The 24026-nt window shown below is 68.6% G+C and carries 20 protein-coding genes and 3 pseudogenes; 11 read left to right on the top strand and 12 right to left on the bottom strand.

Going from position 1 to position 24026, the window contains the following annotated elements; translation table 11 throughout:
- Positions 1-56: 56 nt before the first annotated feature.
- Together ABZV38_RS00910 and ABZV38_RS00905 are read left to right on the top strand one after the other, a co-directional pair.
- Positions 57-1508, top strand: coding sequence for an FG-GAP and VCBS repeat-containing protein (locus tag ABZV38_RS00910; RefSeq protein ID WP_356323131.1), 1452 nt, complete (start codon positions 57-59; stop codon positions 1506-1508).
- Positions 1509-1876: 368 nt separating this feature from the next.
- Complete coding sequence (locus ABZV38_RS00905; RefSeq protein ID WP_356323129.1) at positions 1877-2311, top strand: SAV_915 family protein; 435 nt, start codon at positions 1877-1879, stop codon at positions 2309-2311.
- A 35-nt stretch (positions 2312-2346) separates the two neighbouring features.
- Here the strand turns inward: ABZV38_RS00905 and ABZV38_RS00900 are convergent, their stop codons facing one another.
- The 3 genes from ABZV38_RS00900 to ABZV38_RS00890 all read right to left on the bottom strand — a co-directional run bounded on the left by ABZV38_RS00900 (position 2347) and on the right by ABZV38_RS00890 (position 5061).
- Complete coding sequence (locus ABZV38_RS00900) at positions 2347-2805, bottom strand: serine hydrolase domain-containing protein (protein WP_356323457.1); 459 nt, start codon at positions 2803-2805, stop codon at positions 2347-2349.
- Between the two features lie 30 nt (positions 2806-2835).
- Positions 2836-4263 (bottom strand): FG-GAP and VCBS repeat-containing protein, encoded by a 1428-nt coding sequence (locus tag ABZV38_RS00895; RefSeq protein WP_356323127.1) that lies wholly within the window; start codon positions 4261-4263, stop codon positions 2836-2838.
- Between the two features lie 525 nt (positions 4264-4788).
- Positions 4789-5061, bottom strand: a complete 273-nt coding sequence (locus ABZV38_RS00890) for a hypothetical protein (RefSeq protein WP_356323125.1) — start codon at positions 5059-5061, stop codon at positions 4789-4791.
- A gap of 109 nt (positions 5062-5170) precedes the next feature.
- Between ABZV38_RS00890 and ABZV38_RS00885 the strand changes: the two genes are divergently transcribed.
- From ABZV38_RS00885 to ABZV38_RS00865, 5 genes are all read left to right on the top strand, one after another.
- Positions 5171-5779 carry a DJ-1/PfpI family protein gene (locus tag ABZV38_RS00885; protein ID WP_356323123.1) on the top strand — a complete coding sequence of 203 codons (609 nt, stop codon included), beginning with the start codon at positions 5171-5173 and terminating at the stop codon, positions 5777-5779.
- 413 nt (positions 5780-6192) lie between these two features.
- Positions 6193-7032, top strand: a complete 840-nt coding sequence (locus ABZV38_RS00880; RefSeq protein ID WP_356323121.1) for an enoyl-CoA hydratase/isomerase family protein — start codon at positions 6193-6195, stop codon at positions 7030-7032.
- Between the two features lie 689 nt (positions 7033-7721).
- The gene (locus ABZV38_RS00875; RefSeq protein WP_356323119.1) at positions 7722-7931 is read left to right on the top strand and encodes a ferredoxin; all 210 of its coding nucleotides are present in this window, start codon (positions 7722-7724) and stop codon (positions 7929-7931) included.
- A complete protein-coding gene (locus ABZV38_RS00870) occupies positions 7921-9294 on the top strand; it encodes an FAD-dependent oxidoreductase (RefSeq protein WP_356323117.1) in 1374 nt (457 codons plus the stop codon). Before ABZV38_RS00875 ends, ABZV38_RS00870 begins: the two co-directional genes overlap by 11 nt.
- A 31-nt stretch (positions 9295-9325) precedes the next feature.
- Positions 9326-10525, top strand: a complete 1200-nt coding sequence (locus ABZV38_RS00865) for a cytochrome P450 (protein ID WP_356323115.1) — start codon at positions 9326-9328, stop codon at positions 10523-10525.
- Positions 10526-10663: 138 nt separating this feature from the next.
- On the opposite strand, the gene ABZV38_RS00860 is transcribed toward ABZV38_RS00865, so the two are convergent.
- A complete protein-coding gene (locus ABZV38_RS00860; RefSeq protein WP_356323113.1) occupies positions 10664-11065 on the bottom strand; it encodes a PIN domain-containing protein in 402 nt (133 codons plus the stop codon).
- The gene (locus ABZV38_RS00855) at positions 11062-11310 is read right to left on the bottom strand and encodes a type II toxin-antitoxin system CcdA family antitoxin (protein WP_356323111.1); all 249 of its coding nucleotides are present in this window, start codon (positions 11308-11310) and stop codon (positions 11062-11064) included. Before ABZV38_RS00855 ends, ABZV38_RS00860 begins: the two co-directional genes overlap by 4 nt.
- Before the next feature lie 705 nt (positions 11311-12015).
- On the opposite strand from ABZV38_RS00855, the pseudogene ABZV38_RS00850 reads away from it, so the two are divergent.
- A pseudogene (locus ABZV38_RS00850) lies at positions 12016-12289 on the top strand (RidA family protein); the annotation flags it as partial.
- Here the strand turns inward: ABZV38_RS00850 and ABZV38_RS00845 are convergent.
- Both ABZV38_RS00845 and ABZV38_RS00840 read right to left on the bottom strand, forming a co-directional pair.
- Positions 12250-13215, bottom strand: coding sequence for a hypothetical protein (locus ABZV38_RS00845; RefSeq protein WP_356323488.1), 966 nt, complete (start codon positions 13213-13215; stop codon positions 12250-12252). The pseudogene ABZV38_RS00850 and the gene ABZV38_RS00845 sit on opposite strands and share 40 nt — an antisense overlap.
- Positions 13216-13234: 19 nt before the next feature.
- Complete coding sequence (locus ABZV38_RS00840; protein ID WP_356323108.1) at positions 13235-13762, bottom strand: SigE family RNA polymerase sigma factor; 528 nt, start codon at positions 13760-13762, stop codon at positions 13235-13237.
- A 269-nt stretch (positions 13763-14031) separates the two neighbouring features.
- Between ABZV38_RS00840 and ABZV38_RS00835 the strand changes: the two are divergent.
- Positions 14032-14361 (top strand): annotated as a pseudogene (locus ABZV38_RS00835) (site-specific integrase); the annotation flags it as partial.
- Between the two features lie 1034 nt (positions 14362-15395).
- On the opposite strand, the gene ABZV38_RS00830 reads toward ABZV38_RS00835, so the two are convergent.
- The 4 genes and pseudogenes from ABZV38_RS00830 to ABZV38_RS00815 form a co-directional block, all read right to left on the bottom strand.
- The gene (locus ABZV38_RS00830; protein ID WP_356323106.1) at positions 15396-16682 is read right to left on the bottom strand and encodes a hypothetical protein; all 1287 of its coding nucleotides are present in this window, start codon (positions 16680-16682) and stop codon (positions 15396-15398) included.
- Positions 16683-17603: 921 nt separating this feature from the next.
- A pseudogene (locus ABZV38_RS00825) lies at positions 17604-17699 on the bottom strand (XRE family transcriptional regulator); the annotation flags it as partial.
- Between the two features lie 7 nt (positions 17700-17706).
- Positions 17707-18189, bottom strand: a complete 483-nt coding sequence (locus ABZV38_RS00820; protein ID WP_356323104.1) for an NUDIX hydrolase — start codon at positions 18187-18189, stop codon at positions 17707-17709.
- 10 nt (positions 18190-18199) lie between these two features.
- Entirely contained in the window at positions 18200-19423 is a 1224-nt protein-coding gene (locus tag ABZV38_RS00815; RefSeq protein ID WP_356323102.1) for a helix-turn-helix transcriptional regulator, read from the bottom strand.
- Between the two features lie 206 nt (positions 19424-19629).
- On the opposite strand from ABZV38_RS00815, the gene ABZV38_RS00810 reads away from it, so the two are divergent.
- Positions 19630-20877: a methionine adenosyltransferase gene (locus tag ABZV38_RS00810; RefSeq protein WP_356323100.1), complete on the top strand. Its 1248-nt coding sequence runs from the start codon at positions 19630-19632 to the stop codon at positions 20875-20877.
- Between the two features lie 690 nt (positions 20878-21567).
- The gene (locus ABZV38_RS00805; RefSeq protein ID WP_356323098.1) at positions 21568-22272 is read left to right on the top strand and encodes a 4'-phosphopantetheinyl transferase superfamily protein; all 705 of its coding nucleotides are present in this window, start codon (positions 21568-21570) and stop codon (positions 22270-22272) included.
- 627 nt (positions 22273-22899) lie between these two features.
- On the opposite strand, the gene ABZV38_RS00800 is transcribed toward ABZV38_RS00805, so the two are convergent.
- Positions 22900-23871 (bottom strand): helix-turn-helix domain-containing protein, encoded by a 972-nt coding sequence (locus ABZV38_RS00800; protein WP_356323096.1) that lies wholly within the window; start codon positions 23869-23871, stop codon positions 22900-22902.
- Between the last annotated feature and the right edge of the window lie 155 nt (positions 23872-24026).

The raw sequence follows: 24026 nt of genomic DNA, 5'->3' as shown, positions 1-24026 counted from the left end.
CGGGTCTTAGATCGCGGTCCACACCGCTCACAGCCGCTCTCAGACAACGGAGTTCCATGCGCGCCACGGGTATCGTCCTCGCCTCCGCCGCAGTACTCGCAGCAGCAGTCCCGGCCCCGCTCCTCGCCGCCCCCTCGGCGGCCGCGGCCACCGCCAAGCCGGCCGACGACTTCAACGGTGACGGTCACCGTGACTTCGTCATGCTCGGCGGCTCGTACGGCAAGGACGGCAGGGTCACCATCGTCTACGGCACCTCGACCGGCCCCGGCACGCGTGTCCAGACCATCCATCAGGACTCGCCCGGCATACCTGGCGCGGTCGAGGAGGGCGACTCGTGGGGATTCGCCGCCACCACCGCTGATCTCGACCGCGACGGCTATGCCGACCTGGTCGTCGCCTCACCGGGCGAGAAGGTCGGCGACATCGCCATGCGCGGCGGGCTGACCGTCATCTGGGGCGGTGCCAAGGGCCTTGCCGCCGGGACCGTCTTCCATTCCCCCGTCGCGCCGGAGTACCCGGGCTCGGGCGACCAGTTCGGGCTCGACGTCACGGCCGGCGACTTCGACGGCGACGGTGACCAGGACCTCGCCGCGATCAGCCAGAGCCAGGCCGGCGTCGTCCTGCTCAAGGGCCCCTTCACCCGCACCGGCGGAGACGGCGGCCGGCAGTCGCTCGGCGGCGGTCACGGCTATCTGAACGCCTCGCAGCTGGCGGCCGGCCGGGTCACCGCCGACACCGCCACCGACCTCTACGTCATCGGCGACGATCTCGCCGACGGCGACCAGGACCTGCGGGCCTTCTTCCACCGGGGCGGCGGCGACTTCACCCGCCTCGCCGGCGAGGTCCGTGTGCCTGACGACGCCGGCCACCAGATGGGCGGCGGCCCCATCACCGCCATCGGAGACTTCGACAAGGACGGCTACGGCGACCTGGCCATCGGTCGCGGCTACGAGCGGCCGGACGGGGAGCGGGGCTACGTCATGGTCCAGTACGGCGGCGCCACCGGGCCGAACACCGCGCGCAAGCCGGTGAAGTTCACTCAGAACACGGCGGGTGTGCCCGGGGCTTCGGAGAACGAGGACTACTTCGGCGCCGCCATCGCCGCGGGCGATGTCAACGGCGACGGATACGCGGACCTCGCCATCGGGGCCCCCGGCGAGGACTTGGCGGGCAAGCGCCAGGCCGGCATGGTCACGGTGCTGCTCGGCCGCGCCGGCGGCCTGTCCGGCACCGGAGCCAAGGCCTACGACCAGAACACCTCCGGCATCGCGGGCGCTGTCGAGAACGACGACTACTTCGGACGGAACCTCAAGCTCACCGACTACACCCGGGACGGCCGCGCCGACCTCATGGTGGACACGAACGACTGGCTGGACAACACCCGGTCGGGCCTTGTCCACATGCTGAAGGGCTCGACGTCCGGGACCACCGGCACCGGCTCGAAGTCGTACACCGTGAATTCGCTCAAGCTGTCGTACACCTCGCTCGGTGGCCCCTTCGCCCACTGACCAGGTGAGTTACCTCATGCGGTCGACGGCCGGTCCTGCCTCGTGGTGGGACCGGCTGCTTGTGTGACACCGACGGAGGTGGCGGCAGGCCCGCGCTCAAGTGGGCATGCCCGACGGTCGGAGCCGCGCGCAAGAAGGCTTCTGACCAGCCCGGAGAGGGCGCAAGTGGTGCGGAAGCGGTGCGCGAGGCCCAGAGGCGCGGGTCCGGGATCCTGTCGGTCCCGTCAGAGGCGCGTTACGGGTGAGGGTCTTCCCGTCAAGCATCCGTCAGCAAGGCGGCCGGTCCCCTGACAGGCGGGCATAGCGTCAGTGGAGCACGTCCGGCCGACCCGGCCGGGTGGCGCATTCGCCTCCTGAGGAGCGGAATCATGTCTCCAGTCGATCATTCTGAGGACCCCGAGCCTGCTGAACGCATCCCGGCCGGACCTCTCTTCGTGCCCGTCCGGCCGGGGCCCGCCGGCTTCCCAGCCCGGTTCTTCCGCACCCCCCTGGGCCGCCGCACGGCCGTCGGCTTCACCTCGACGGAGAGACTCTCCGCCACACTGGGTGAGGACCACCCCCGGATCAGGCTCTCCGAGCCCGCGCTGCGCGCACTCGCCGCGCCCCTGAGCGTCACCGCCCTCACCATCGACCCGCCGTTCTCCGCCCCAGCGCCCGCGGCCATTCCGGCCCCCGCGCCCGTGGTCGCCACGGACCCTGCTCGTGAGGGCTCTCGGCGCCACTGGGATCCGCAACACATCGGGGTCCTGCGGGTGACCGGCGCAGCTGCCGTCGTCTCGTGTCTGAATCTGCTGCTGGGCTGAGGAGGCGCCATGTCCATTTCCCTGCCTTCCGAGGCTTACCTGCCTGCGCTGTCGGCGGATCCGCAGAGGCTCCGTGCGCCCAGCAGTCGATCGGCGGGCGGATGCGCGGTGACCTCGTCCACTCCCACCGGCGTGAGCACGTACTCACGGACCAATTCCTCGTACGGCCGCCCGGCCGCGGACACCAGGGCCGCACCGAGTACGGCGTAACCGAGGTTGGAGTACTCCGCCTCCTGCCCCGGTCGCCTTACGGTGATCTCCTCGAGCCGGTCCAGGACGGCCCGCAGCGCGTCCTCGTCGAAGGCCGCGTAGGGATCGTGGCCGGCCAGGCCCGGTGGCAGCCGCGGCAGGCCCGAGGTGTGGTCCGCCAGGTTCCGTAGCGTGATACCCGATCCGGGCGGCGTCGGGAGCCATTGCTCCACCGCGTCGTCGAGGCCGAGCAGGCCGGCCCGGACCATGCGTATCAGTACGGTGCCGGTGAGAACCTTGGTCAGGGACCGCTCGGGTCCTCCCGGCCTGCCCCGTCAGTCCGCGAATGCCATACCGAAGTTGTGCCAGGCGTCCGTGCCCGTGGGCTCGGTGCGCGGGGCGTAGATGATCGAGGAGCCTTCGCCGGTCAGCTGGGCACCAGTGCTGCGGAGGTACCAGACGGCGCCGTCATAGGCGTGCACTCCGGGGTCGCTGACCGCGGCGTCTGCGCGGCCGTCGCCGTCCGTGTCGGTGACATGGACCGCGAGCCCGAAGTCCTGGGTGTACTCGTTCGGTACGCCGCTGGTGTTGGCGTCCAGCCAGCGGGAGTTCGCACCGGTCAGTCCGGACGACGAGCCCTTGAGCAGGGTGACACCGCCGCCGCCGAGGCCGCTGCCGTGCTCACCGGGGACGCCCACGAGCAGGTCGGCGCGACCGTCGCCGGTGACGTCACCGGCCGACACCGAGCAGCCGAAGTGGTCCTGCTTCTCGGGGGTGCCGGGGACTCCGGAGGTCGCCTGCGTGAAGGTCTTGGTGGCGCGGGTGGTGCTGAGGCCGGTGGAGCTTCCGTACGCGACGGTCAGACTGCCCGCATAAGCCACCCCGTTCCCGGTTGCCCAGCCCTTCGCCACGACGACGTCGCCGTATCCGTCCTTGTCGAAGTCGCCGATGGTGGCGGCGGCGCTGCACCCGTATGCAGAGAACTCGCCCGCGACCGTACTCTTGCTGGTCATCGTCAGCCCGGTAGAGGTGCCTTTCAGAACACGGGTGTTCCGCTCGTTGACGACGACGAGATCGACGTACGCGTTCTTGTTGATCTTCCCCGCCACGAGTCGCAGCGCTCCATACGCGCCGAGGCTGATGTACGAGGTGGAGCGGGGGGTGCCGGTGCGGGTGAAGGGCCCCCGGAACAGGCGCAGCCCCGCGCCCTCCGTGGCCACCAGGTCGGGGTTGCCGTCTCCGGTGAAGTCGCCCGCCGCCAGGGCGCTGCCGTAGTGGCCCTCGGTGGTGGGCTTCTTGTTGGAGATGGACGCGCCCTGGTTGAGCCCGGCTGAACCGCCCCAGACCACGGTCACGGCACCCTGGCCGGTCCGTGTGCCGACCTTCTCGTTCGGGGACCCGGCGATGAGGTCGGCGTACCCGTCGCGGTCGAGGTCGGCGCTGGTGATGACGCGGCCGAACTCGTCCCCGGCCTCCGGGCTGCCGGGGACTCCGACCCGGCCCTGGTGGACGGCGAACGGGAGGCTGGTGGAGGTACCGGAGGCGGAGCCGTAGAGGACGCTGACGTGGCCGGCCTCCTTCTTGCTGCCGATCTGGGCCCACGGGGAGGCGACGGCGATGTCCCGGTAGCCGTCACCGTTGAAGTCGTCGGGGTACTTGGCCGGAGCGGCGGCCCGCGCGGGGGCGGCGGTGGCGAGCGGGGTGAGGCCGGTGGCCAGGATGGCGACGGCCAGGGCGGTGCGGAGGTGCTGGGGAAAGTGCATACAGAGTTCTCCGGCGGCATGCGGGGCCCGTCGAGAGCAGGCCCGAGTCATCTGGGGTGCTGTCAGCCCGTGTTCGCCGGGGGTGTCCTCGGTGACCCACGAGAGAGCACGAGCGGTTGGCGAACTGGAGACCCCTGACGACCTTGAAGAGTTGTATGAGAACCGGCAGGAATTCTGAGGAACCGGAAGGTCTGGGGAGGGGAAGAGGCCGGGGACCGGCGAGGGTGAGGGCGGCTGTAGGGCAACAGGGCAGCCCAAGACGGCTGACGACACGAGACCGTTTGGCGCGGTTTAGACAACAACAAAGCCCCGGGCCACTGGCCTGGGGCTTTCGCATGGAGCGGGTGACGAGAATCGAATTCGCGCTCTGAGCTTGGGAATCACGGGCTGGCCGGCGCTGAAATGTCTTCTGACCTGCGACAGTCGCGGAAGCCACGTTGCGTGGGGCGTGGCGTGGCGTTGCGGCCGTGGCTGACCCCTGATGCCTGCCCTGTCTGGCGTGCTTCTGGCACGGTCCAGACGGCCCTACCGGTCGCGCCACCGCTCGGTGAGCTCCTCCATGCCGTGGCGGACGAGGAGACCTGAGACGTCGGCGCCCTGCTCGGTGACAACCTGGTCCATGTACTCGCACAGTTCCTCGCGCTCGATGGTGCAGAAGGCGCCGTACTCGTTGTCGATGGTGTTGAGCTGCTCCACCACTCGCTCGACGGCCGCGAGTATGCGCTCGTCCGACGCTCCGCCGAGCGAGCACGCCTCATCTTCGAAGGTGTCCAGGGCGGCGTCGGCCGCTTCCAGCATTGCCGGCGTGTAGAGCTCTGCAATGAGCCACCGATTGCCAATTGGCCCGTGACCTCGGCACAGCGCCCTGAGAAACTGCAACCCCAGTGCCGTAGTTTGAGGAGATGCCATGCAGGTAGCCGTGGTCACCTTCGACGGATTCAACGAGCTCGACAGCTTCATCGCCTCCGCGCTGATCAACCGGTGCCGAAAGGACGGCTTGGAGGCCTTCATCACGACACCGACGCCGGTGGTCACGTCCATGAACGGCGTCGAGGTAACCGGGCAGCGCCCGATGGAGTTCGTGACCGAAGCCGGCGTCGTGCTGATCGGTAGCGGGGTGAAGGCACGAGACGTAGTCGCCGACGACCGGCTGATCTCCAGGCTGCCGCTCGACCCTTCGCGACAGCTGATCGGTGCGCAGTGCTCCGGCGCGCTGGTGCTCGCCCGGCTCGGGTTGCTGGATGGCATGCCTGCCTGCACGGACATAAAGAGCCGGCCCTTTGTCGAAGCCCGCAACGTCATCGTGCTGGACGCGCCGTTCCACGCCGAGGGGAACATCGCTACGGCGGGCGGCTGCCTGGCGTCACAGTATCTCGCCACCTGGGTGATCACCCGAATGCTCGGGGAGGACGCCGCGCGCGACGTCATCGGCTACGTGGCTCCGGTCGGCGAAAACCAGGAGACTGTCGAGCGCGCCATGCACGCCGTCCACGCGGGCGAGGGTGTACTGCGCTGAATCGAACCCGCGCTCTGAGCTTGGGATCACTGCGCTTCTTCACTCGGATTCCGGTCTGACCTGTGACAACGGGTGCCACGGCGAACCCTCACCGACCTGTTGGGCACGCATCGGGCACGGCCGGTGGGCACTGCTTGAGGAGTTCGATCAGTCTGCCCGGACGTCCGGTCGGGCACGTGCTCGATTCCAGGCAGGTCCGGACCACTCAGGGAGCCCACTGGCGGGGGACGGCATAGCATGGCAAACGCGGGCGAAAGGGGCGCTGTCATGTCCCGAGCGATCTGGCGCGGAGCCATCAGCTTCGGCCTGGTCACCATCCCCGTTCCAGGTCGTCGCAGCCGCCGAATCCCGCGACATCACCCTGCACCGCGTCCACGAGAAGGACGGGGCTGAGCGATGACAGGAAGACCGAGATGACCGCCTCGTACGAAACCATCAAGACCAGGCTGGACGGCAACGTCCTGTCCGCCACGTTCAACGCGCCGCCGATGAACCTCATCGGTCCCGAGGTCGTGCGGGACCTGGTCGCACTGCTCGAGGACCTGTCACACCCGACCGCCCCACGCGTGGTGATCTTCGACAGTGCGGACGCCGACTTCTTCTTCCCGCACGTCGACATGACGAAAGTCCCCGAGTACACCGCTGAGGCCGCGAAGGCCGGAGGCCCCGGCGATGCCTCCCTGGGAATGCTGTTTCGCAAGCTGAGCCAGCTCCCGGCTGTCACCATCGCCAAGCTGCGCGGCCGTGCCCGGGGAGCGGGCAGTGAGTTCCTCCTTGCGTGCGACATGCGCTTCGCCTCCCGGGAGAACGCCATCCTGGGCCAGCCCGAAGTGGGAATCGGAACACCCCCCGGCGCGGGCGCGATCCAGCACCTCACCCGTCTGCTGGGCCGGGGTCGTGCACTCGAAGCCGTGCTGACGTCGTCGGACTTCGATGCCGACCTCGCCGAACGCTATGGATGGGTCAATCGTGCGGTCCCTGACGCCGAACTGGACGAGTTCGTAGCAGGCATCGCCGCGCGCATGAGCGGCTTCCCCCGCGATGCGCTGATCGCAGCCAAGTCGGCAATCAACGCGATCAGCCTGCCGACTCCTGCCGAAGTACGCGCAGACGCCGCGCTGTTCCAGCAACTCGTCCGAGGCGAGGGAGTACAGCAGCGCACGGCTGAGCTGTTCAAGCAGGGCTTCCAGACCCGTGGTGCCACCGAACTCGGCCTCGGAGACGCCCTGGACGACTTGAAGGCCGTCGACTGATGAAGAACTGCCGTGAGGTCGGTGGAGTGGGTTTGGTCGGTGGCCTGCCCGGTCCGGGGAGGTGACTAAAGCCGTGGAGCCGACCGGCACCCCCGCCGGCCTCTTCTCCTCAGCACCTGGATCGCTCGAGCCGCACGACCGGCGGTGGGGGCCGATGCGCAGTCGGAGATCGTTGTGAGACCCCGTGTTGAGACACGGTCGAAGTGCAGCGCAACGTTCGCTGACATGAGCGTCCTCTTTCAGCCAGTACTTGTGATGAGGTGCTTGCCGTCGTGGCTCCGCACGTGGGGGTCGGCCCGTCCAGGGCATCGAGCAGGCGGATCGCGTAGACCTCGGACATGCGCTCGGTGAGCTCTGAGCTCGGGAAGCTGGGGTGATCCAGCATCGGCTGCTTGGCAGACCTGCGGCGCAGCAGGAGAAGGCGGCCGATGTGCCCCGTCTTGCTGCCCGCTGTTCCCCGTGGTTCTCCCGCACGATCTGGCACGCGTCCGGCACGACCCCTTCGTCGACGCCGGGGATCTTGGGAGCACTGCAGTAGCACCCCTGCTGACCTGCCACGCCCGCTGCCCGGTGGCAACCGGAGCCGGCTCGCACCAGCTCGTCGGGGAGCCTAGCGGTGGTCGTGCGGGCGTCCGGGTTTCCCCCCATGCTGGAAATGAGGGAGTGAGGCGACGGAGGAAGTGGTGAGGATGCGGACCGTTGTGGACCTCACGCGCTGCCAGGGCTATGCGCAGTGCGTGTTCCTCGCGCCGGAGGTGTTCCAGCTGCACGGTGAGGAGGGATTGCTGTACGTCCCGGCCGTCCCCGACGACCAGGTCGAGCGCGTGCGCCAGGCCGCGGCGGCCTGCCCGGTCCAGGCGATCCTCCTCGGTGAGGAGGTGAGCACCGGTGCCCGGTGACCTCAGAGACGGCCGTATCGTCGTCGTCGGCGCGTCGCTGGCCGGGCTCAGGGCCGCGGAGACGCTGCGCGAGGAGGGCTTCACCGGCTCACTGACCGTGGTGGGGGATGAGCGCTATCCGCCCTACGACCGGCCACCACTGTCCAAGCAGGTGCTGCTCGGCAAGGTGCCGGCGGACACCACGGGGCTGCCGATGCGCCGGGACCCGGACGCCGACTGGCGGCTGGGAGTAGCCGCCACCGGCCTGGACCCTCTCGGGAAACGGGTCATGCTGGCCGACGGCGAGTCGCTGCCGTTCGACCGGCTGCTGATCGCCACCGGGACCCGGGCGCGGCCCTGGCCCAACCCGGAGGAGGGGTACCTGGACGGGGTGTTCACCCTGCGCACCCGCGACGAGGGCGGGGAGCTGGCCGAGCGGCTGGCCGCCGGGCTGGGGAGGGTGCTCGTGATCGGCGCCGGCTTCACCGGCTCGGAGATCGCCTCGGCCTGCCGGGAGCGAGGATTGGACGTCACGGTCGCCGAACGTGGCCCCGCGCCCCTGGTGGGTGCGCTCGGCGGGACGCTGTCGAAGCTTGCGGCCGTCATGCAGCGCAACCACGGCGTGGACCTGCGCTGCGGGGTGACGGTCACCGCCCTGTGCGGGGACGGGAACGGCGGGTTCACCGGTGCGGACCTGTCCGACGGCAGTCATGTCGACGCGGATGTGTGCGTCGTGGCGTTGGGGGCGGTCCGCAACGTCGAGTGGCTGGCGGAGTCCGGGCTGGCAGCAGGCCCGCGCGGGGTCGCCTGCGACGCCGGGTGCCGGGCCTTCAACATGTACGGGATCGTCACCGACGACATCTTCGTGGCCGGTGACGTCTCCCGGTTCCCGCACCCGCTGTTCGGGTACCAGATGCTCTCCCTGGAGCACTGGGGCAACGCGGTCGCGCAGGCCGAGGTGGCGGCCCACAACATGGTCAATCCGGGACCCTTGCGGCGCCCGCACCTCGCCCTCCCGACATTCTGGTCGATCCAGTTCGGGCTCAACATCAAGTCGGTGGGCGTACCCACCTTCTCCGACCAAGTGGTCATCGCCCAGGGCTCGCTGGAGGCGCGCCGTCTGGCGATGGTCTACGGCTACCAGGGGAGGGTCACCGCCGCGGTCACCGTCGACATGGCCAAGTCGCTCGACTACTACAAGCACCTGATCGAGACGGCTGCTCCGTTCCCGCCCCCGCCCGGCGCGGCGGACCGTGCGATCGCGGCCGACATCCCGATTCCGTCCGACGTGCCGGATCCGAAGGGGCTGTCCCACGGCCCCACCGTGGCGCTCACCGGTTACCTGCCCGATCGCCGGCTGACCGTGGTGCAGCCCACCGGCTGACCCGCGTCCCGCCCAACCACGAGGAGCCACCATGGACTCCGAGACCTTGCTGGCACGGATCACCGACTACGTGAACCGCCCCAACCCCTACCCGCTGTACGCGGAACTCCGCGAGGCCGGTCCCGTGGTGCGCCAGGCAGACGGCAGCTATCTGATCGGCACCCACCACGACATCGCCGCTCTGCTCCACGACCCTCGAATGAGTGCCGATCCGCGCTCCCGCACCGCCCCGTCTGCGTCCAAGGAGACGGCGACGCCGCCGTTCCTGCGGCTCGACGACCCCGAGCACCACAGACTGCGCACCCTGGCCATGCGCCCGTTCGGCCCGCCGCACAGCCCGGGCCGGGTCGATGCCATGCGCGGCGAGATCGCCCACATCACCGAGAAACTGATCGAGGCGCTCCGGGGCCGCAAGCAGATCGACATCATCGACGACTTCGCCTACCCCTTGCCCATCACCGTCATCTGCCGATTGCTCGGCGTCCCGCGCGAGGACGAGTCACTGTTCCAGGCATGGACCGACGTAATCGTCGCGTCCGCCGACATCGGGTCCGAAGAAGACACCACCGAACGGGACCAGGCGGGCATCCAGGCCCGGCAGGAGATGGGCCGGTACCTGGTCAACCTTGCCGAACAGCGCCGCGACCTGCCCACCGGCGACATGCTCTCCGCCTTCATCAATGAACCGGACCCAGCCCTGCGGCTCACCGGCGGGGAACTCGCGGAAACCACCATCCTGTTGTTCATCGCCGGACACGAGACCACGGTCAATCTGATCGCCAACGGCGTCCTCACCCTGCTGCGCCAGCCCGACCAGCTGGACCGGCTGCGCCGCGAGCCCGGCCTGCTGCCGCAAGCGGTGGAGGAACTGCTGCGCTACGAACCTCCGGTCCACATGCGCGAGAGGGTCCCTCTCGCCGACATCGACGTCGCCGGCACCACGATCCCCGAGGGCACGTCCGTCGTACTGGCGCTGGCCTCAGGCAACCGCGACCCCAAGCGGTTCCACGAGCCCGACCGGTTCGACCCCACCCGCCCGGACAACGAGCACTTCGGCTTCGGCAGCGGCATCCACCTGTGCTACGGCGCACCCCTCGCCCGCATCGAAGCCGAGGCCGCGCTCGGTGCGCTGATCCCCCATCTCGGCACGGCCTGCCTGGTCCAGGACCCGCCCCCCTACCGGCAGAACGCCATGCTCCGCGGACCCCGCCACCTGCCCATCCAACTATGAGGCCGCGTGGCGACACGCCCACGATCGGTTGGGGGCCACTCCAAGCCCCGATGCGGCGGAAACGAAGACGGTCCGGCACGAGGCCGGACCGACTCCACCTGGCCGTCGAGGTGCACCTTCGTGACGGACGCCGACCAGTCAGAGGGAGATGATCCGGACGTGATTACCGCAGAGTTTTGTCATGTCGTCGCTGTCGGACGTCAGCAGCGCGACCGGCCTTGGCTGGCGAAGTGCCACTTCGGCCACGGTGGCGTCGATGGCGTACTTGTGGCCGTGTAGTCCGGCTTCCTTGAGGAGCTCTGCAGCGGCCTTTGCCGCCTGCTCCGTGACCGGTTCCACCTTGATCCGCGACAGCGTCCAGTTGAGGCGCGGAATGTTGGTGCGAGAGTGGCTGACCTCCACGATGGTGTTCGCCCCGATGACAAGGTCGGCACCCATCTCGTGGAACACCTGCAGCATCGCGAGGAATTTGCGGTCCTGTGCGATCCAGGCCGAAAACCCTTCCGAGTCCAGGACAACGGTTTCGATGCGCTCACTCATGCGGCGTCCGCGTCCTTCGAGGTGCCGGCGGCATCGAAGATCTTCGACCGGGCCTCCGCCAGTTCCTCGTTGCCGAAGCTTCCGTGCTCTTCTTCATGGCGTCGTAGGTCGTCGCCCAGCAGTTGGTGCCGAATCTGGCGGGCCACCGCTTCCGCCACATAGCCGGAAACGTTGTCCGTGAGCTTGCGGAGCTCCGCCACCTGGTCGCTGGGCAGGGTGACGGTGATACGAGTCGTTGAGGACATGCGACAAGCATACTGGAGTATGCGTGAAGGTGGTCGTGATTGCTGCCTTGGGTGCTGACAAAGGTGAGCGGCGCCGCGTCAAACCGGCCGGCCCTCCGGGAATGTGGCGCTGATCCGCCAGTACACGGAGCTCGGGCGACAGCAGGAGGCTGCCAGCGGATGGGCCCGTGCGGGCCGTCCGCCGGCAAGGCGGGCGAGCGGCAACGTGAGGGGGCGGGTAGTACAGAGGTGGTGTCCGACGCGTGAACAAGCCCAGACGACAAGAAAGGCCCGGGCCGCCGGCCTGGGGCTTTTGCGTGGAGCGGGTGACGAGAATCGAACTCGCGCTCTGAAGGGAGGCGCCTCAGGCGCCCGCGACTCACGAGGGGTGGCTTCGCCACCGGGCTGCAACATCCGAGGGTGTTGCAGCTGTCTGCAACCGGACACCCCGGACAGCTCCAGTATCGATTGTCCGGCCCGTTCTTGCTGGTCACGGCCTTAATCGGACGGCTGGGACACGCGTAGTCGTCCTGTTCATAGCCGCGCGACGGGTCAGCGCACCGGGGCATGCCGGAGACGCGCCAGCCCTCGCATCGAATGAGAAGGGCGGGGTCGAGCACCGAGGGCACCGCTTCCGTCACAAGCGCCTCGTCCCGGCGCCGGAAGTGGACGCTCTCGCGGATCTCCACGAGCGCCTGGTGGCGATCGACGCAGCGGAGGACGCCCGGCAAGGTCGTCGTGCAGACGCTGCCCGAGCAGTTCGAGAAGGCGCTCGCCCATCTCCTCGCCGCCCGCGCGGCCGCCGACGTGGCCCCGCAGGACCTCACCCGTGTCACCGTCTACGCCACGCATATCGCCGACCAACGCCCCACGCGGTCGAACTGAGGTGCATCTGACGGCGGTTGGCGGCCGCGACTACCCCGCGATGGGCGTGATCGGCGTGGCCCGCCTCTGGGACGATCAGTGCCTGGTCGAGCTGGACGGCTTCGCCGTGGTGCCCCGAGAGTCGTCGGCGGGAATCGAGCCGTCGGCCGGGATCTGCTGGCTCCGGTCCGTGTGCGGCTTGAGACTCTTCGCCTTTTCGTTGACCTGCGGGTCTACGAAGTACTGCCAGCGTGAACTCGTCACGATCGAGCGCAACTCGTCCAGACTCAGTGGCGGGTGGAGATCGACCACGGGCCCGTCCTCGATGTCCGCGCCGTTGGACGTGCCCACGACGATCCGCGTCCCGTCCGTACGGAGCAGATCCGCGTGCCGCCTCAGCAGCAGCCCGGACCGGTCCTCGTACACCATCAGTACCGAGCCGTCGCGCAGGTTGGAGACCCCGCAGGCGGACATCTTCCCACCCTCCGGCACGCGGTGCTCGCAGGAGTAGAACCCCTTCAAGGTGTGTGCCAGCTCCGCCCCGTGCTGCTGGACGAACATGTCGCGCCCGAAGCTCGGCTGCAGATTGACCTGCACCTCCGCCCCGGCCGGCCAGCCCTCGGTGTTGAGCCGGCCGAAGACCTCATACCCCATCGGGGGATTCTGCTGGCTCTCATACCCCGAGGTCCGTTCCTGGGGCATCAGCTCCTTCAGCGCCTGCACGGTCGCCCGCCCCGTGATCCGCTCTGCCCCGGCCGGCGGCTGCGGATTCTTCGGCAGCTTCGAGAAGTCGGGGATTGTCACCTTGCCCGGCTTGGCGCCTGGCCCCGCCGAAAGCGTCTCCACACCGTCCGTGTACGTCGGGAAGTACGCGCCGAACAGCGACGTTCCCGCCACCACCCCGACGACCGCGAGCACGCCCGCGCCGACCGCGATCCGGCGTCGGCTGCGCATCCGCCTGCCCTGCCGCGTCGCCCCGTCGACCAGGGCGCGCGTCGGCGGCCGCACATCGCCGACGGCTTCCCCCATGACCTTGTTCAGCTCGTGCTCGTCCAGCTTCATGTCCGTCCCTGCCCCTCTCTCAGATCGTGGTGAGCGATTCGCGCTCGCTGCCGAGCAGTTCGCGGAGCCTGGCCAGCGCGGCCATGCTGCGATTGCGCACCGTGCCCGGCCGCAGGCCGAGTTCCGAGGCGGTCTGCTCGACGCTGCGGTCCTCCCAGTAGCGCAGCACCAGCACCGTCCGGTCCTTGGGCGATAGCTGGGCCAGGGCCGCGAGCAGCGCCACGCGCAGGGCCGGGTCGCCATGAACGCCCAACGCACTGTCGGGCACCGCCTCGACGGGCCGCTCCGTGCTGCGCCGCAGCCGCCGCTGCGAGAGATGGACGCGGACCAGGACGGTGCGGACGTAGGCGTCCCGGTTGTCCGCGCGCCGCACTCGCCCCCAGGAGGCGAAGGCCCTGGCCAGCGCCGTCTGCACCAGATCCTCCGCCTGGTGCCAGTCCCCGCCGGTCAGCAGCAGCGCCGTACGGAAGAGCCAGGGGCCGGCCGTGCTCGCGAACTCCTGGAACTCCGCCAGCCGGTCCTCGTGTCTGCCGCCGAACGCGCCCATGCGATCCGTGTCCTCCCCTTCCGGCCGCGCTCTCGCGAACCACTCACCCCTAAGACGCCACGGACGGCTCACCTTGTCACTGGCGGCGGGGGCCAGCCAGAAACATCGTTATGCGCACGTCGGCCGAGACCAGTCCAGGGGAGCAGCGATTTGCTCGAATGCAATTGCGTTCGCGGCCTGTTCGGGGGTGAGAACGAAGCACAGGGGACGGAACTTGCCGTCGCCTGCGATGTCGATCTCGGCCGTCAGTTCTCCGCGGGGCCCTGACGGAGCGGGGTAAGCCGTTCCGCCGGTCCACCTTCGGGCGAAAGCGGCGAAGGGCTCGGGCGCGGGTTGGCCTGCCCGACAATTTCCGCTTCTTCGATCTTCGGTACGCCGGTCACACGCTCTCGACACGATCTGGGGCGACCCTCAAGGACACGATGGTCCGAGCCGGCCAGTCCTCGGAGAAGGCGGCCATGAAGTATCAGCACTCCGACCGCGAGCGACAGAAGGAAGTCGCCGGCGGCATCGACGCTCACGTACGGGCCGCACGACTGAGGGCACAGGCTGAGCGGGCCGAATCGCAATCGGGCACGCATCGGGCACGGGACACTTAGTGTGGTCCAGACAACAAAGAAGCCCCGGGCCGCTGGCCTGGGGCTTTTTCATGGAGCGGGTGACGAGAATCGAACTCGCGCTCTGAGCTTGGGCAACGGATTAGGTGATCAGGCCCTCGGTGTCCGCTTGGGCCTGGAGCTGAGTGGCGATCCTGGCCCAGGTGCCATCACGCTGCCAGCGCCGGTCTCGGAATGACGTGCTCTCGTTCTTTCAGTCCCTCCGCGAAGGAAGACTCCTGTGAATGCTCCGCCATCCTCGCCACGACCCGGAACGCGGTACCTGTGGCTACTCGTGGCAGCGCTGTTCTCGCTCGTGGTGGCTCTGATCGCCGGGATCCTGGAAACCAGCACTGGAGCTGGGTCCGCCGAGGCAGTTCTTTACGGCGGTACGGCCTTCGCCACATCGATGGGTCTCTGCCTGCTCGTCCTGTCTGCGGCCGGCCAATTTTGAATGAACTGCCGCGCCTTGTGGTACACCCTGCTGTGGGCCGGGTGCGCGCCCTATGCCTCCGTAGCGCCAGGTAAGCGGGTCGCCCATCAACCGCCGGATGTGGTGCACGAATGGTGCGAGCTCTCTGATTGGTCCAGACAACAAAGAAGCCCCCGGCCACTGGCCTGGGGCTTTTTCATGGAGCGGGTGACGAGAATCGAACTCGCGCTCTGAGCTTGGGAATCAACGGCGATTGGGAGCAGTTCAGGGCTCTGACCAGGCGATACCTGGGCCTGTGAGCCATCTCGGAGCCAGTTGGATTGACCGTTTCTGCCCCTCGTATACCGCACTGAAGGGCTGGGACGGGGCTGGCCTGCGCCCGGGCGGATACGAAGAGGGCTCTGGTGGCAAAGGGCTGGTACGAAGAGGGCCGTCCGGCCTTGGGCCACAGGGCGGTGTGCTCACGCGAAGGAATCGGATCTTCCTCGACCGCTCATCAGAGAGGCGCAAGGGCGGCAGAGACCGCGCTCCGGCCCGCCAGATGGGCTTTATGCCGCTCAGGCGCAACAGGTACTGTCCCCGGTGGTCGTTGGCGAGCAGTACGTCACCGGGTATGGCAGGTAACGGAATCGCCAGCGTCAAGGATCTTGAGCAGAGTGACGGCTCCATCCGGAACGATGAGGGCGTGGCCTGGGGCAGCGGGGTCGAGCAAGACGGTCTTGCCGTCCGCACTGCCCAGTTGCAGCAGTGGACCACTCGGCAGGTTCCGTACCCAGTCGTCCTGCGCAACCACGCAGACGGCTTCGGGCTCGACGGCACCCCACCCTTTCCCTTCAGCGGCAGCACCTGCGGAGGCTCGGGCGAGTGCGCGGCCGGCAGCCTCGGCCTCGGCAGCGTCCTCCTGGAACAGCACTCCGAAGGATGCGCAGACCCCGACGAGACACGCTGCGATCAAGACCCGGGAGGGCTCGGCATTGGCCATGCGGGACACGGCGTAGAGGAAGAGCAAGCTGGTGAGGAGGAACCCGGAGGCGAACCAGGTCGGAGCCGCGACTTGGAGCTGGTCGGTCAGTTCCATGCCAAGGTCGCTGGGGGCCAGTCCCCAAGGGGCGAGGAAGCGGCGGTGGAGTTGTTCGCCGTGGAACTGCATCAGCGGCACGCAAGCGGCGAGCGCCAGGGGGACGATCAGCTGAAGTGCCCAGGGAGCCTGGGCTCGGTACAGGAACGGGACGGTGACCGTGACCGTGATGATCAGGGCGAGCAGCCGGTACGTAGGTGGGGCATCCAGAATGTTGCGCAGCAGCGCGGACGCGCACACCGCGAGCAGGACCCCGCCCACGGCGAGCACGGTGTTGGTGCTCCTCGTACCGACGAACGGGCGCCCGATCAGGCCGACGAGGACGGCGGTGACACTGGTGAACAGGCCCGCTGGGGTCAGGAGGAAGGGCAGGAGGTCGCCCAGCGACACGTCTCTGGCGGCCGGCCGGTGGCCGAGGAAGGCCGCCGCCGTCGCCAGCAGGCACAATCCGAGCAGGACGAGAGGCAGGACCGCACGCGGAACCGGCGGCCACGTCCGCTCGTCTGGGTGCCGCAGTGAGTACTCGCGGACGAGCCGCAGTTCCTTCGGCGATCGGCCGAGGCGGTCGGCCACATTATGCAGTTCTTGTCGTGCCTCAGCGCCGCCGCCGAAGACGTGGATGCCCAGCGGTTGGCTGAGGGCGCGGACCAGCCACCAGCGGAGCGCCCTTCTCCGGGTCGCTGTGGGCAGCACGGCGAGCAGGAAGCGCCAGGGCCTCCGGTAGGTGAGCCCGTTCGGAAAACGTTGTCGATCGGCGTCCGCCCGCTGCGGACCGCCCGGTCCGCAGCGGGCGAGCACGGCGCAGAACGACACGGTGGGACGCCCGAGGTGCCCGGGAACGCGGGGACTGAAGGGCGGCAGAGGCGACCCGGAAGCGGACGACCCCGCCGGCCTGGAGGGTGCGGCACAACTCGCGGTAGGCGATGACGGCCATCTGCTGCCGCATCGAACTGTGCGGCAGCAGCACATCCAGGAACACAGTGCCGCCACCTGGCGTTTCGCGTAGCTCGCCTACACCGGGATGAAGCGTGGAGTTGACCGCACCGGTCGGTGCGTGGCCCGTTCGAGGTGCGGGCACCGGCGCACTGTCAAGGTCCGCCTCGACCACCTGAAAGCCGCTGTCGGTCAGGAGCAACCGGGCGAGTGCAGCCTCGGACGCGTACACCTCCACGCGCAGCCGCGCGAAGCGTCGTCCGAGGGGCTGAAGCTGGGGCGGTGCGCTGATGTCCGACATCCAGGAGTCCTTCAAGGCCGGGAAGATCGTCAGAGAAGGACAAGAGTATGCCCGTCACTGTCGCGGCTCCCGGCTTTATGGGAACTCCCAACAGTCCTGTCGTCAGCAGCCGGCGCGCCCTGCCCTGACACCCCGCCCAGCCCGAGAACCCTCAGCGAGGGCCGCCGGTGGACAACCGGTGGACACGCGTGCAGCGGGCGTGCAGCGCAAGACAGCCGGACGCGACGGCGAAACCGGTGGCCTGGCCGGAGCATGTAGCCTCGCCTCGGAAGGCAGAGGCAGGTTAGGCAGGCGCAGTTCTCGGCGTTGGGGTGGAGTCGTCAGCCTGTTCGTGACCGCCGGAAACTGTTGCGGACTCTGTGGCGTCGACTGTGCTCGTCATTATCCGCGAGGATCCGCAAGTCCGGTCTGAGCCGCTACGAGACCGACATCGGCGTGCACCTCAAGCCTCACATCGGGCAGCGCCGCCTCGACCGGCTGCACGTCAGCCACCTCAGCGCGAGGGAGGCGCGGATCTTGGCGGTGAGGGTGTCGCCAATGCCTTCCTCCCGGCCCCGGATGGCAACTGCTTGGCCAGCAGGGTCGGCGAAGCGCAGGTGTTGGTCAGGTCCCTGATTCCGGCGACTGCCCGTGTTCCAGGTAGGCAGTCAGGCCGTTCGTTCGGGCCTGGATGCCTGCGGCGATTCGGCGTGCGAGGCGGGGGATGGTGAGGTCTGGCACCTGTTCGGCGCCGTGGAAGTCGTAGCCACGGAGCTCGTCCGCTTGCAGTGAGATCTGTTGGCGGTGGTCTGCGCTTAGGCGGCCCCCGTCGAAGAGGTAAAGGACCTTGTCTCCCTCTCCCGGGTTCGGCGCCCAGTCGATGACGAGGAGGCGGCCGATGTGGGGTTTGATGCCCAGTTCCTCATGGACTTCGCGAACACAGGCTTGTCGGGGCGACTCGCCCTGTTCGACGTATCCTCCGGGAATGTCTCGATAGTCCTTGTACGACGGCTCGACGAGGAGGATTCGACCAGCTTCGTCGAAGAAGAGAGCGCCGGCCGCCATGCGGGGGTGGGCCATCTTCGCTTCGTGCTCGTTCTCGCTCACGGCTTGGACTCTAGCCGCCCGCCACGATGCGGAGCCTGCGGGCCAGGTCGGCCACGGGATGGGACGGCCGGCCTCTGGTACCGCGGATCCAGCCGATGACCAGCTCTCGGCTCATGTAGTGGTGGCGGACCTGTTCCGGGGCGACCTGTTCGGCTTCCAGCAGGACGGCCAGGGCTTCGTCGGTTCGGTTCCAGGCACTCAGCGCCCTGGCGACTTCGAGGCTGTGCCGCGCACGCCGTTCCACGGGCATGCCGCTGGTGTCGATTCGCGGGCCGAGGTCCGCGGCGATCTGAATATCGCCGAGTTCGCCGGCGGCGGCTACGCAGTGAATGGCCACGTTGGTCGGACCGAAGGCCGTCCACAGGTGGTTGGCATCGGCGCTGAGTCGCTGCGCGGTCTCGTCGGCCTCTCGGAGGAAGGTCTGCGTAGTCGCCCGGTCCTCTGCTCGGGCCGCGGCCATCGCCCCGGTGAGGAACAGCGTGCCGTACACCGAGAGGTACTCGTCGCTCGCGTTGCCCAGTCCCGGCTGCATGACGGCTGCCGCGTCGTTCACCAACTGGATCGCTGCCGTGAAGCGTCCAGTGGCCAGAAGGCAGTGCGTGACCGCTCGGAAGAGCGAACCTGTGACCTCGCTTCGGCCGCTGTGCTGCGCGGCTGCCAGACCGCGGTCAGCGGCGATCCATGCCAGCTCGGGCTCTCCGACCTTGCCCAGCACCATGGCTGCGCAATGGTAGGCCAGAGCGAGTAGCGCATGGGCCTCCTCCCCCTCGCGCCCCGAGTAAGCACGGGATGCGGCGAGGGCATCGGCCAAGAGGAGGGGGAGACGTCGAGTGGCGAAGCCGTAGCGGGACACCTGATAGGCGTCGAGGACATCGCCCACGTTGGCGCGAAGGTCCTGCAGGGCAGGTGGTTCGTCATCGGGTACAGATCCCAGCAGGGGCGTGAGCTGCTTGTAGTCCATGAGCGCTTCGCGCAACGCGGGGACTGTGCGGCGGCCGCTGTCGGCCGACCATTCCATGAGAGTCGGCTCGGCAAGCAGGTCTCCGAGGGAGACGTCGAGGGCTTCGGCGAGGGAGGTGATGACCGAGAGACGGTCCAGCTCGATCCGGTTGTTCTCCGCCTTGCTCAGCCAGTCCGTAGTGCGTCCGACGAGGCCGGCCAGGACCTCTTGGGAGAGGCCGCGTCGGCGCCGGTACCAGGCGACGCGCTCGCCGATGGTCAGGTTCTCTGTCATCCCTCGCATGTCCTGAGCATCACCTCGTGGCCGAAGTGGACCCCGGAAGGTTTTTCCGGGGTGTCGCCGGGCGCCCTGGCTACTGTCGCAGCAGACCGAGAACGCCGCTGGGAGATGCGAGCAACTGGTCCTGCATCAACTGGCTTTGGCTAATGACGCTCGTCCGTCCCACCCGTCTTCTTCAGGCAGAGAGATCGGAGTTTGTCATGCGCAAAACCATCACGACTGAGGGGCGTTGCCTGTCCATCGAGACGGGCATCGCCGAGCCCGACGCGACGACGATCGTCGAGCGCAAGGGGCTCGGCCACCCGGACACCCTGGCCGATCACCTTGCCGAGCGGCTGTCTCGCGCCTACAGCCACCACACCGTCCAGCAATTCGGCGCCGTGCTGCACCACAACTTCGACAAGCTCGCCCTCCTCGGCGGGGCCAGCGAGGTCCGCTACGGCGCCGGCCGGATGACGGCCCCGGTGCGCGTCCTGGTCAACGGGCGGGCAGCGCCCATGTGTGGGGGCGAGAAGATCCCCGTCGAGGAGATCGTCGAGGCCGAGGTCAGGGCGTTCTTCGCCGAGCGGCTCCCGGAGGTGTCGGACCACCTCGACATCACCTTCAACGTCACCAGCAACTCCAGCCCGGGCGCCGTCCTTACCGGCGACGCGGTGCCCGACCGTACCCGCTGGTTCAATCCGCGCTCCGTCGACGACCTCCGCGAGAGGCGGGTGCGGCTCTCGAACGACACCTCCCTCGGAACCGGCTGGGCTCCGGAGAACGCCTTCGAGTCGTTCGTCCGCGAACTGGTGAACCACTTCTCCGGCGAGAGCGACTTCACCCTCTCCCACGCCTGGTGCGGCTCCGACGTCAAGCTCATGGGCTACTGGGACGGAGACCAGGCCGACGTCGTCCTGTGCGTCCCGCAGAAGTCGCGCCACGTCGACAGCCGTGCCGAGTACGTCCGCAACGCCGAGACCGTCCTGGCGGAGTGCCACCGCATGGCCGGCCTCCGGTTCCCCGGCGCACCGGCCCGCTTCCGGCTCAACGCCCGCGACGTCCCGGAGAAGGACGAGCTGTACCTGACCCACACCGGCAGCTCGATCGAGTCCGGCGACGAGGGCGTCGTCGGCCGAGGCAACCGGGTCAACGGGCTGATCACTCCGCTGCGGCCGATGAACCTGGAGGGCGCCAACGGCAAGAACCCCGTCTACCACGTCGGCAAGCTCTACAACATCGCCGCCCAGCGCCTGGCCCAGCGGCTGTATGAGGCCACCAACGGGCACGCGGAGGTGCATCTGGTCAGCACCACCGGCCAGCGCCTCGACCAGCCGTGGAGGATCCTGGTCCGTCTGTCCTCCCCGGATATCGAGGTCGACAAGGTCCAGGCACTCGTTGCCGAGACCCTGGAGGGATTCCCCGCCCTCACTGACGAGCTGGTCTCGGACGGGATCGTGCTGAGCTGATGACGACGCAGACGCTCGGAGAGGTGCCTTCGGGATGTCGGGAGCGGCTGCTCGCGCACTACGGCCCATCAGTTCAAGAGTGGCTGGAGGCGGCCCCAGGCCTCCTGGCAGAGGCAGCGAAGCGGTGGAACCTCTCGCTGAGGAGCTACCACGATGCGGGACATGCCTCGGCGGTTGCGCTTGCTGTAGACAACAAACAAGGCCCAGGTCGTTGACCTGGGCCTTCATCATGGAGCGGGTGACGAGAATCGAACTCGCGCTCTGAGCTTGGGAATCTATGGCGCGCAGATGTGCCGTATAGCTGCTGAACTGCGGTTTCCTACTCCCGGCAGCCCCGTTGGGGCTGCCTTTGTGCACCCGCTCTGACCGCTGTTCACCGCCCTTAAGGGCACGGCGGGGGCACGCCCCTGACGTGATGACTCATGGCGTCGTCTGGTTCCCGCCGATGCCCGGTAAAGAGAATGGCCGCCGCCAGCCGACTCCCCCGGCATTGCGTCCGCAAGTGGGTGGACATGGGGCTCGCTCGTCGGAGTGGGCCCCCTTCTGCCTGCTCAAGTCGGACAGCTGCGGCTATCGGCTCGTCCTGTGTGCACTGGGCGGCGAGGTATCGCTCGGCGTCCAACGCTGCCGCACAGCCGGTGCCGGCCGCGGTGATGGCTTGGCGGTAGGGGAACTGCTTAGGGTGTGCGAATGGTCGTGCGAATATGGGTCGTCGAAGCGGAGTCAGCCGAAGCGGAGGCCCGGAGCCTGTTGTCTCCGGCGGAGTTGTCCCGTGCCGACGAGCTGGGCAGGGAGCAGGTGCGGAGGACGTTCGTCACCTCTCGTGCGGTGCAGCGGGCGCTGGGGGCGCGGTATCTGGGGATGCCAGAGCCCGAGGTCGGCATCAGCCGGGCCTGTTCCCACTGCAGTGACGGCGACCACGGGAAACCCCATTTCACGGCGGCTCCGGAGCTCGACTTCTCTGTCTCGCACACAGGGGACCTCGTCGTCATCGCGGCCGCGACCGGCACAAAGGTCGGGCTTGACGTGGAGCTGGTCAGCCGCACGATCGAGATCGACGAGATCGTCCACACACTCGCTTCGGAGGGCGAGCGGCGGGGTCTCGCCGCGTACCGCGGGGAGTCGCTGCGGACCGCGCTGTTCCGGATATGGGCGCGCAAGGAGGCAACGGTCAAGCTGACCGGACACGGGCTGCTCCAGGTGCCCTTCCTCGCGCTGTCGGTGGACGGCCCGGTTGCCCGGATCGACGATCCGCCAGCCGACTGGCCGGATCAGGCCATCCACCTCAACGATCTGTCGCTGGGCTACGGAAGCGTGGCCGCCCTGGCCACCACCGTGCCGCGGCCGGAGATCGACATCGTCACACTGCAGCGGGTTGCCGATCTGTCGCTGTGACCCCGTGGGGTGCCGGGGAGGTCGCGGACGCCGCGGTAGTGGCCTGTCGCGTACCAATGCCCGCGCAACAGGCCGACCGGAAGGAAGCCGAGCGCCGTTTAGCCGGAGACGTCGAGGGTGTCCGGCACAGGGCGACGAAGGACACGCACCATTGTTGCGGTGCGCAGGAAATCCAGCAGGGCGCTGAATGCGGAGCCACCCCGGCGGCCGAGGACGGTGTCCCCGTACCGGAAGACCGCGGCACCCTGGCGGGTCAGCTCCCCACGCGAGCAGCGCCTCGTTATGCGTGACCCGGTAGCCCCAGGGATCCGCGCGCCGCGTCCTCGGCGGCGGTCCGCGCGGCCGAGGTGGCCGCCGGGGGGCAGCTCCAGCTCAGGCGTCAAAAACGCTCCAGACGTGCCGATCGACGGGTGTGGGCGAACCACAGCGCCTGCGGCATCGTCGCGTCCCCTTGGAAACCTGACGACCCAGCACGGCGTCGACGGTGTGAGTGGCCGGGGTGATCCAGCTGTGGATCCGGCGCAGCAGAGGATGGAAAAGCCGTGCCCACCGCGGCGTCCAGCAGCGGCTTCGGGTACTCGACTCGATCAGGGGAGGGTGACGGCCAGGTGTGGCCCGTGGGTGTGGTCAGAGCCAGCCGCGTTGTGCGGCTTTGGTACCGGCTTCGAAGCGGCTGGAGGCACCGAGGCGCTCCATGATCGAGGCGACCTGTCGCCGGATGGTGCGATCGGTGAGGCCGAGGCGCTGTCCAGCTGCTTCGTCGGTGAGGCCGGTGCCGAGCAGACGCAGTAGTCCGCGTTCGTGGTCGGTGAGGCCGCCTTGAGGGTCGTCGGGGCGGGTGGTTCCGAGGGGGACCGCGGTGTTCCAGGCCTGCTCGAAGAGTTCGAGCAGGGCGGAGACGATGCCGGGTTCGGTGACGTGCAGCGCGCCTTTGCGGTTGTCCGCCGGGTCTATCGGCACCAGGGCGTGGGTGCGATCGACGACGACCATCCGCTGGGGGACGGTCGACGCGGTGCGTACCTCTCCGCCGTGGCTGAGCAGCACGTCGGCGTAGTCGGCGATGTGGGCGTGGCGGCGGGCGAGCTCCTGGAAGAGGCTGCGCATGGACACGCCGCGGGCGAGGGCGGCGAGGTCGTGCTCGCGGCCGGCGTCGAGGTCGTCGGCGCTCTGGATGCCGGGCTGGACGCCGATGATCTCGGTGTGGGCGGCGCGGCACAGGCGTTCGAGGCAGTTGTGGATGGCGTCCATGCCGAGCAGGCGCTCGCCGTGGGTGGAGCGGTGCTGGACGCGGTCGGCGAGCATGCGGGTGACCACCGCGCGCGAGGCGGCCAGCTCGGCCTGACGGGCGGCGAGGTCGGCCTCCTGGCGGGCCACGATCTCGGCCAGGCCGACATCGGGATCGACGGCACGCATCTGCCCCGGGTGTTCGCTGGAGGCACGCACCAGCATCAGCTCTCCGAGCTCGTCGAGGCAGTCACCGACGCGCGACGGAGTCAGGCCGCACATCTTCGCGAGCTGGTCGACGCCGTGGCCAGGGTGATCGAGCATGGCCTGATAGACGTCAGCGGCTTCGGTGGTCAATCCGAGTGCTTGCAGCATGGCCCTACGATCCCCCTGGAACGCTCCCCTCCGGGTCCCCGGCTGGGCAGCATGATTTCACCCAGCGGCCCGTCCGAGCAAGTTTGTGCTCGGCGTTCCCCCAGGTCAGGGCCCTACATGCGACGATTCGTTCGATGATGTTCAAAAATGCCCTC

This window comes from Streptomyces sp. NPDC005181, assembly GCF_040608395.1.
Classification (GTDB): domain Bacteria; phylum Actinomycetota; class Actinomycetes; order Streptomycetales; family Streptomycetaceae; genus Streptomyces.
The sequence above is the reverse complement of the archived record's forward strand: the minus strand, read 5'-3'. Positions and strand labels throughout refer to the sequence as shown.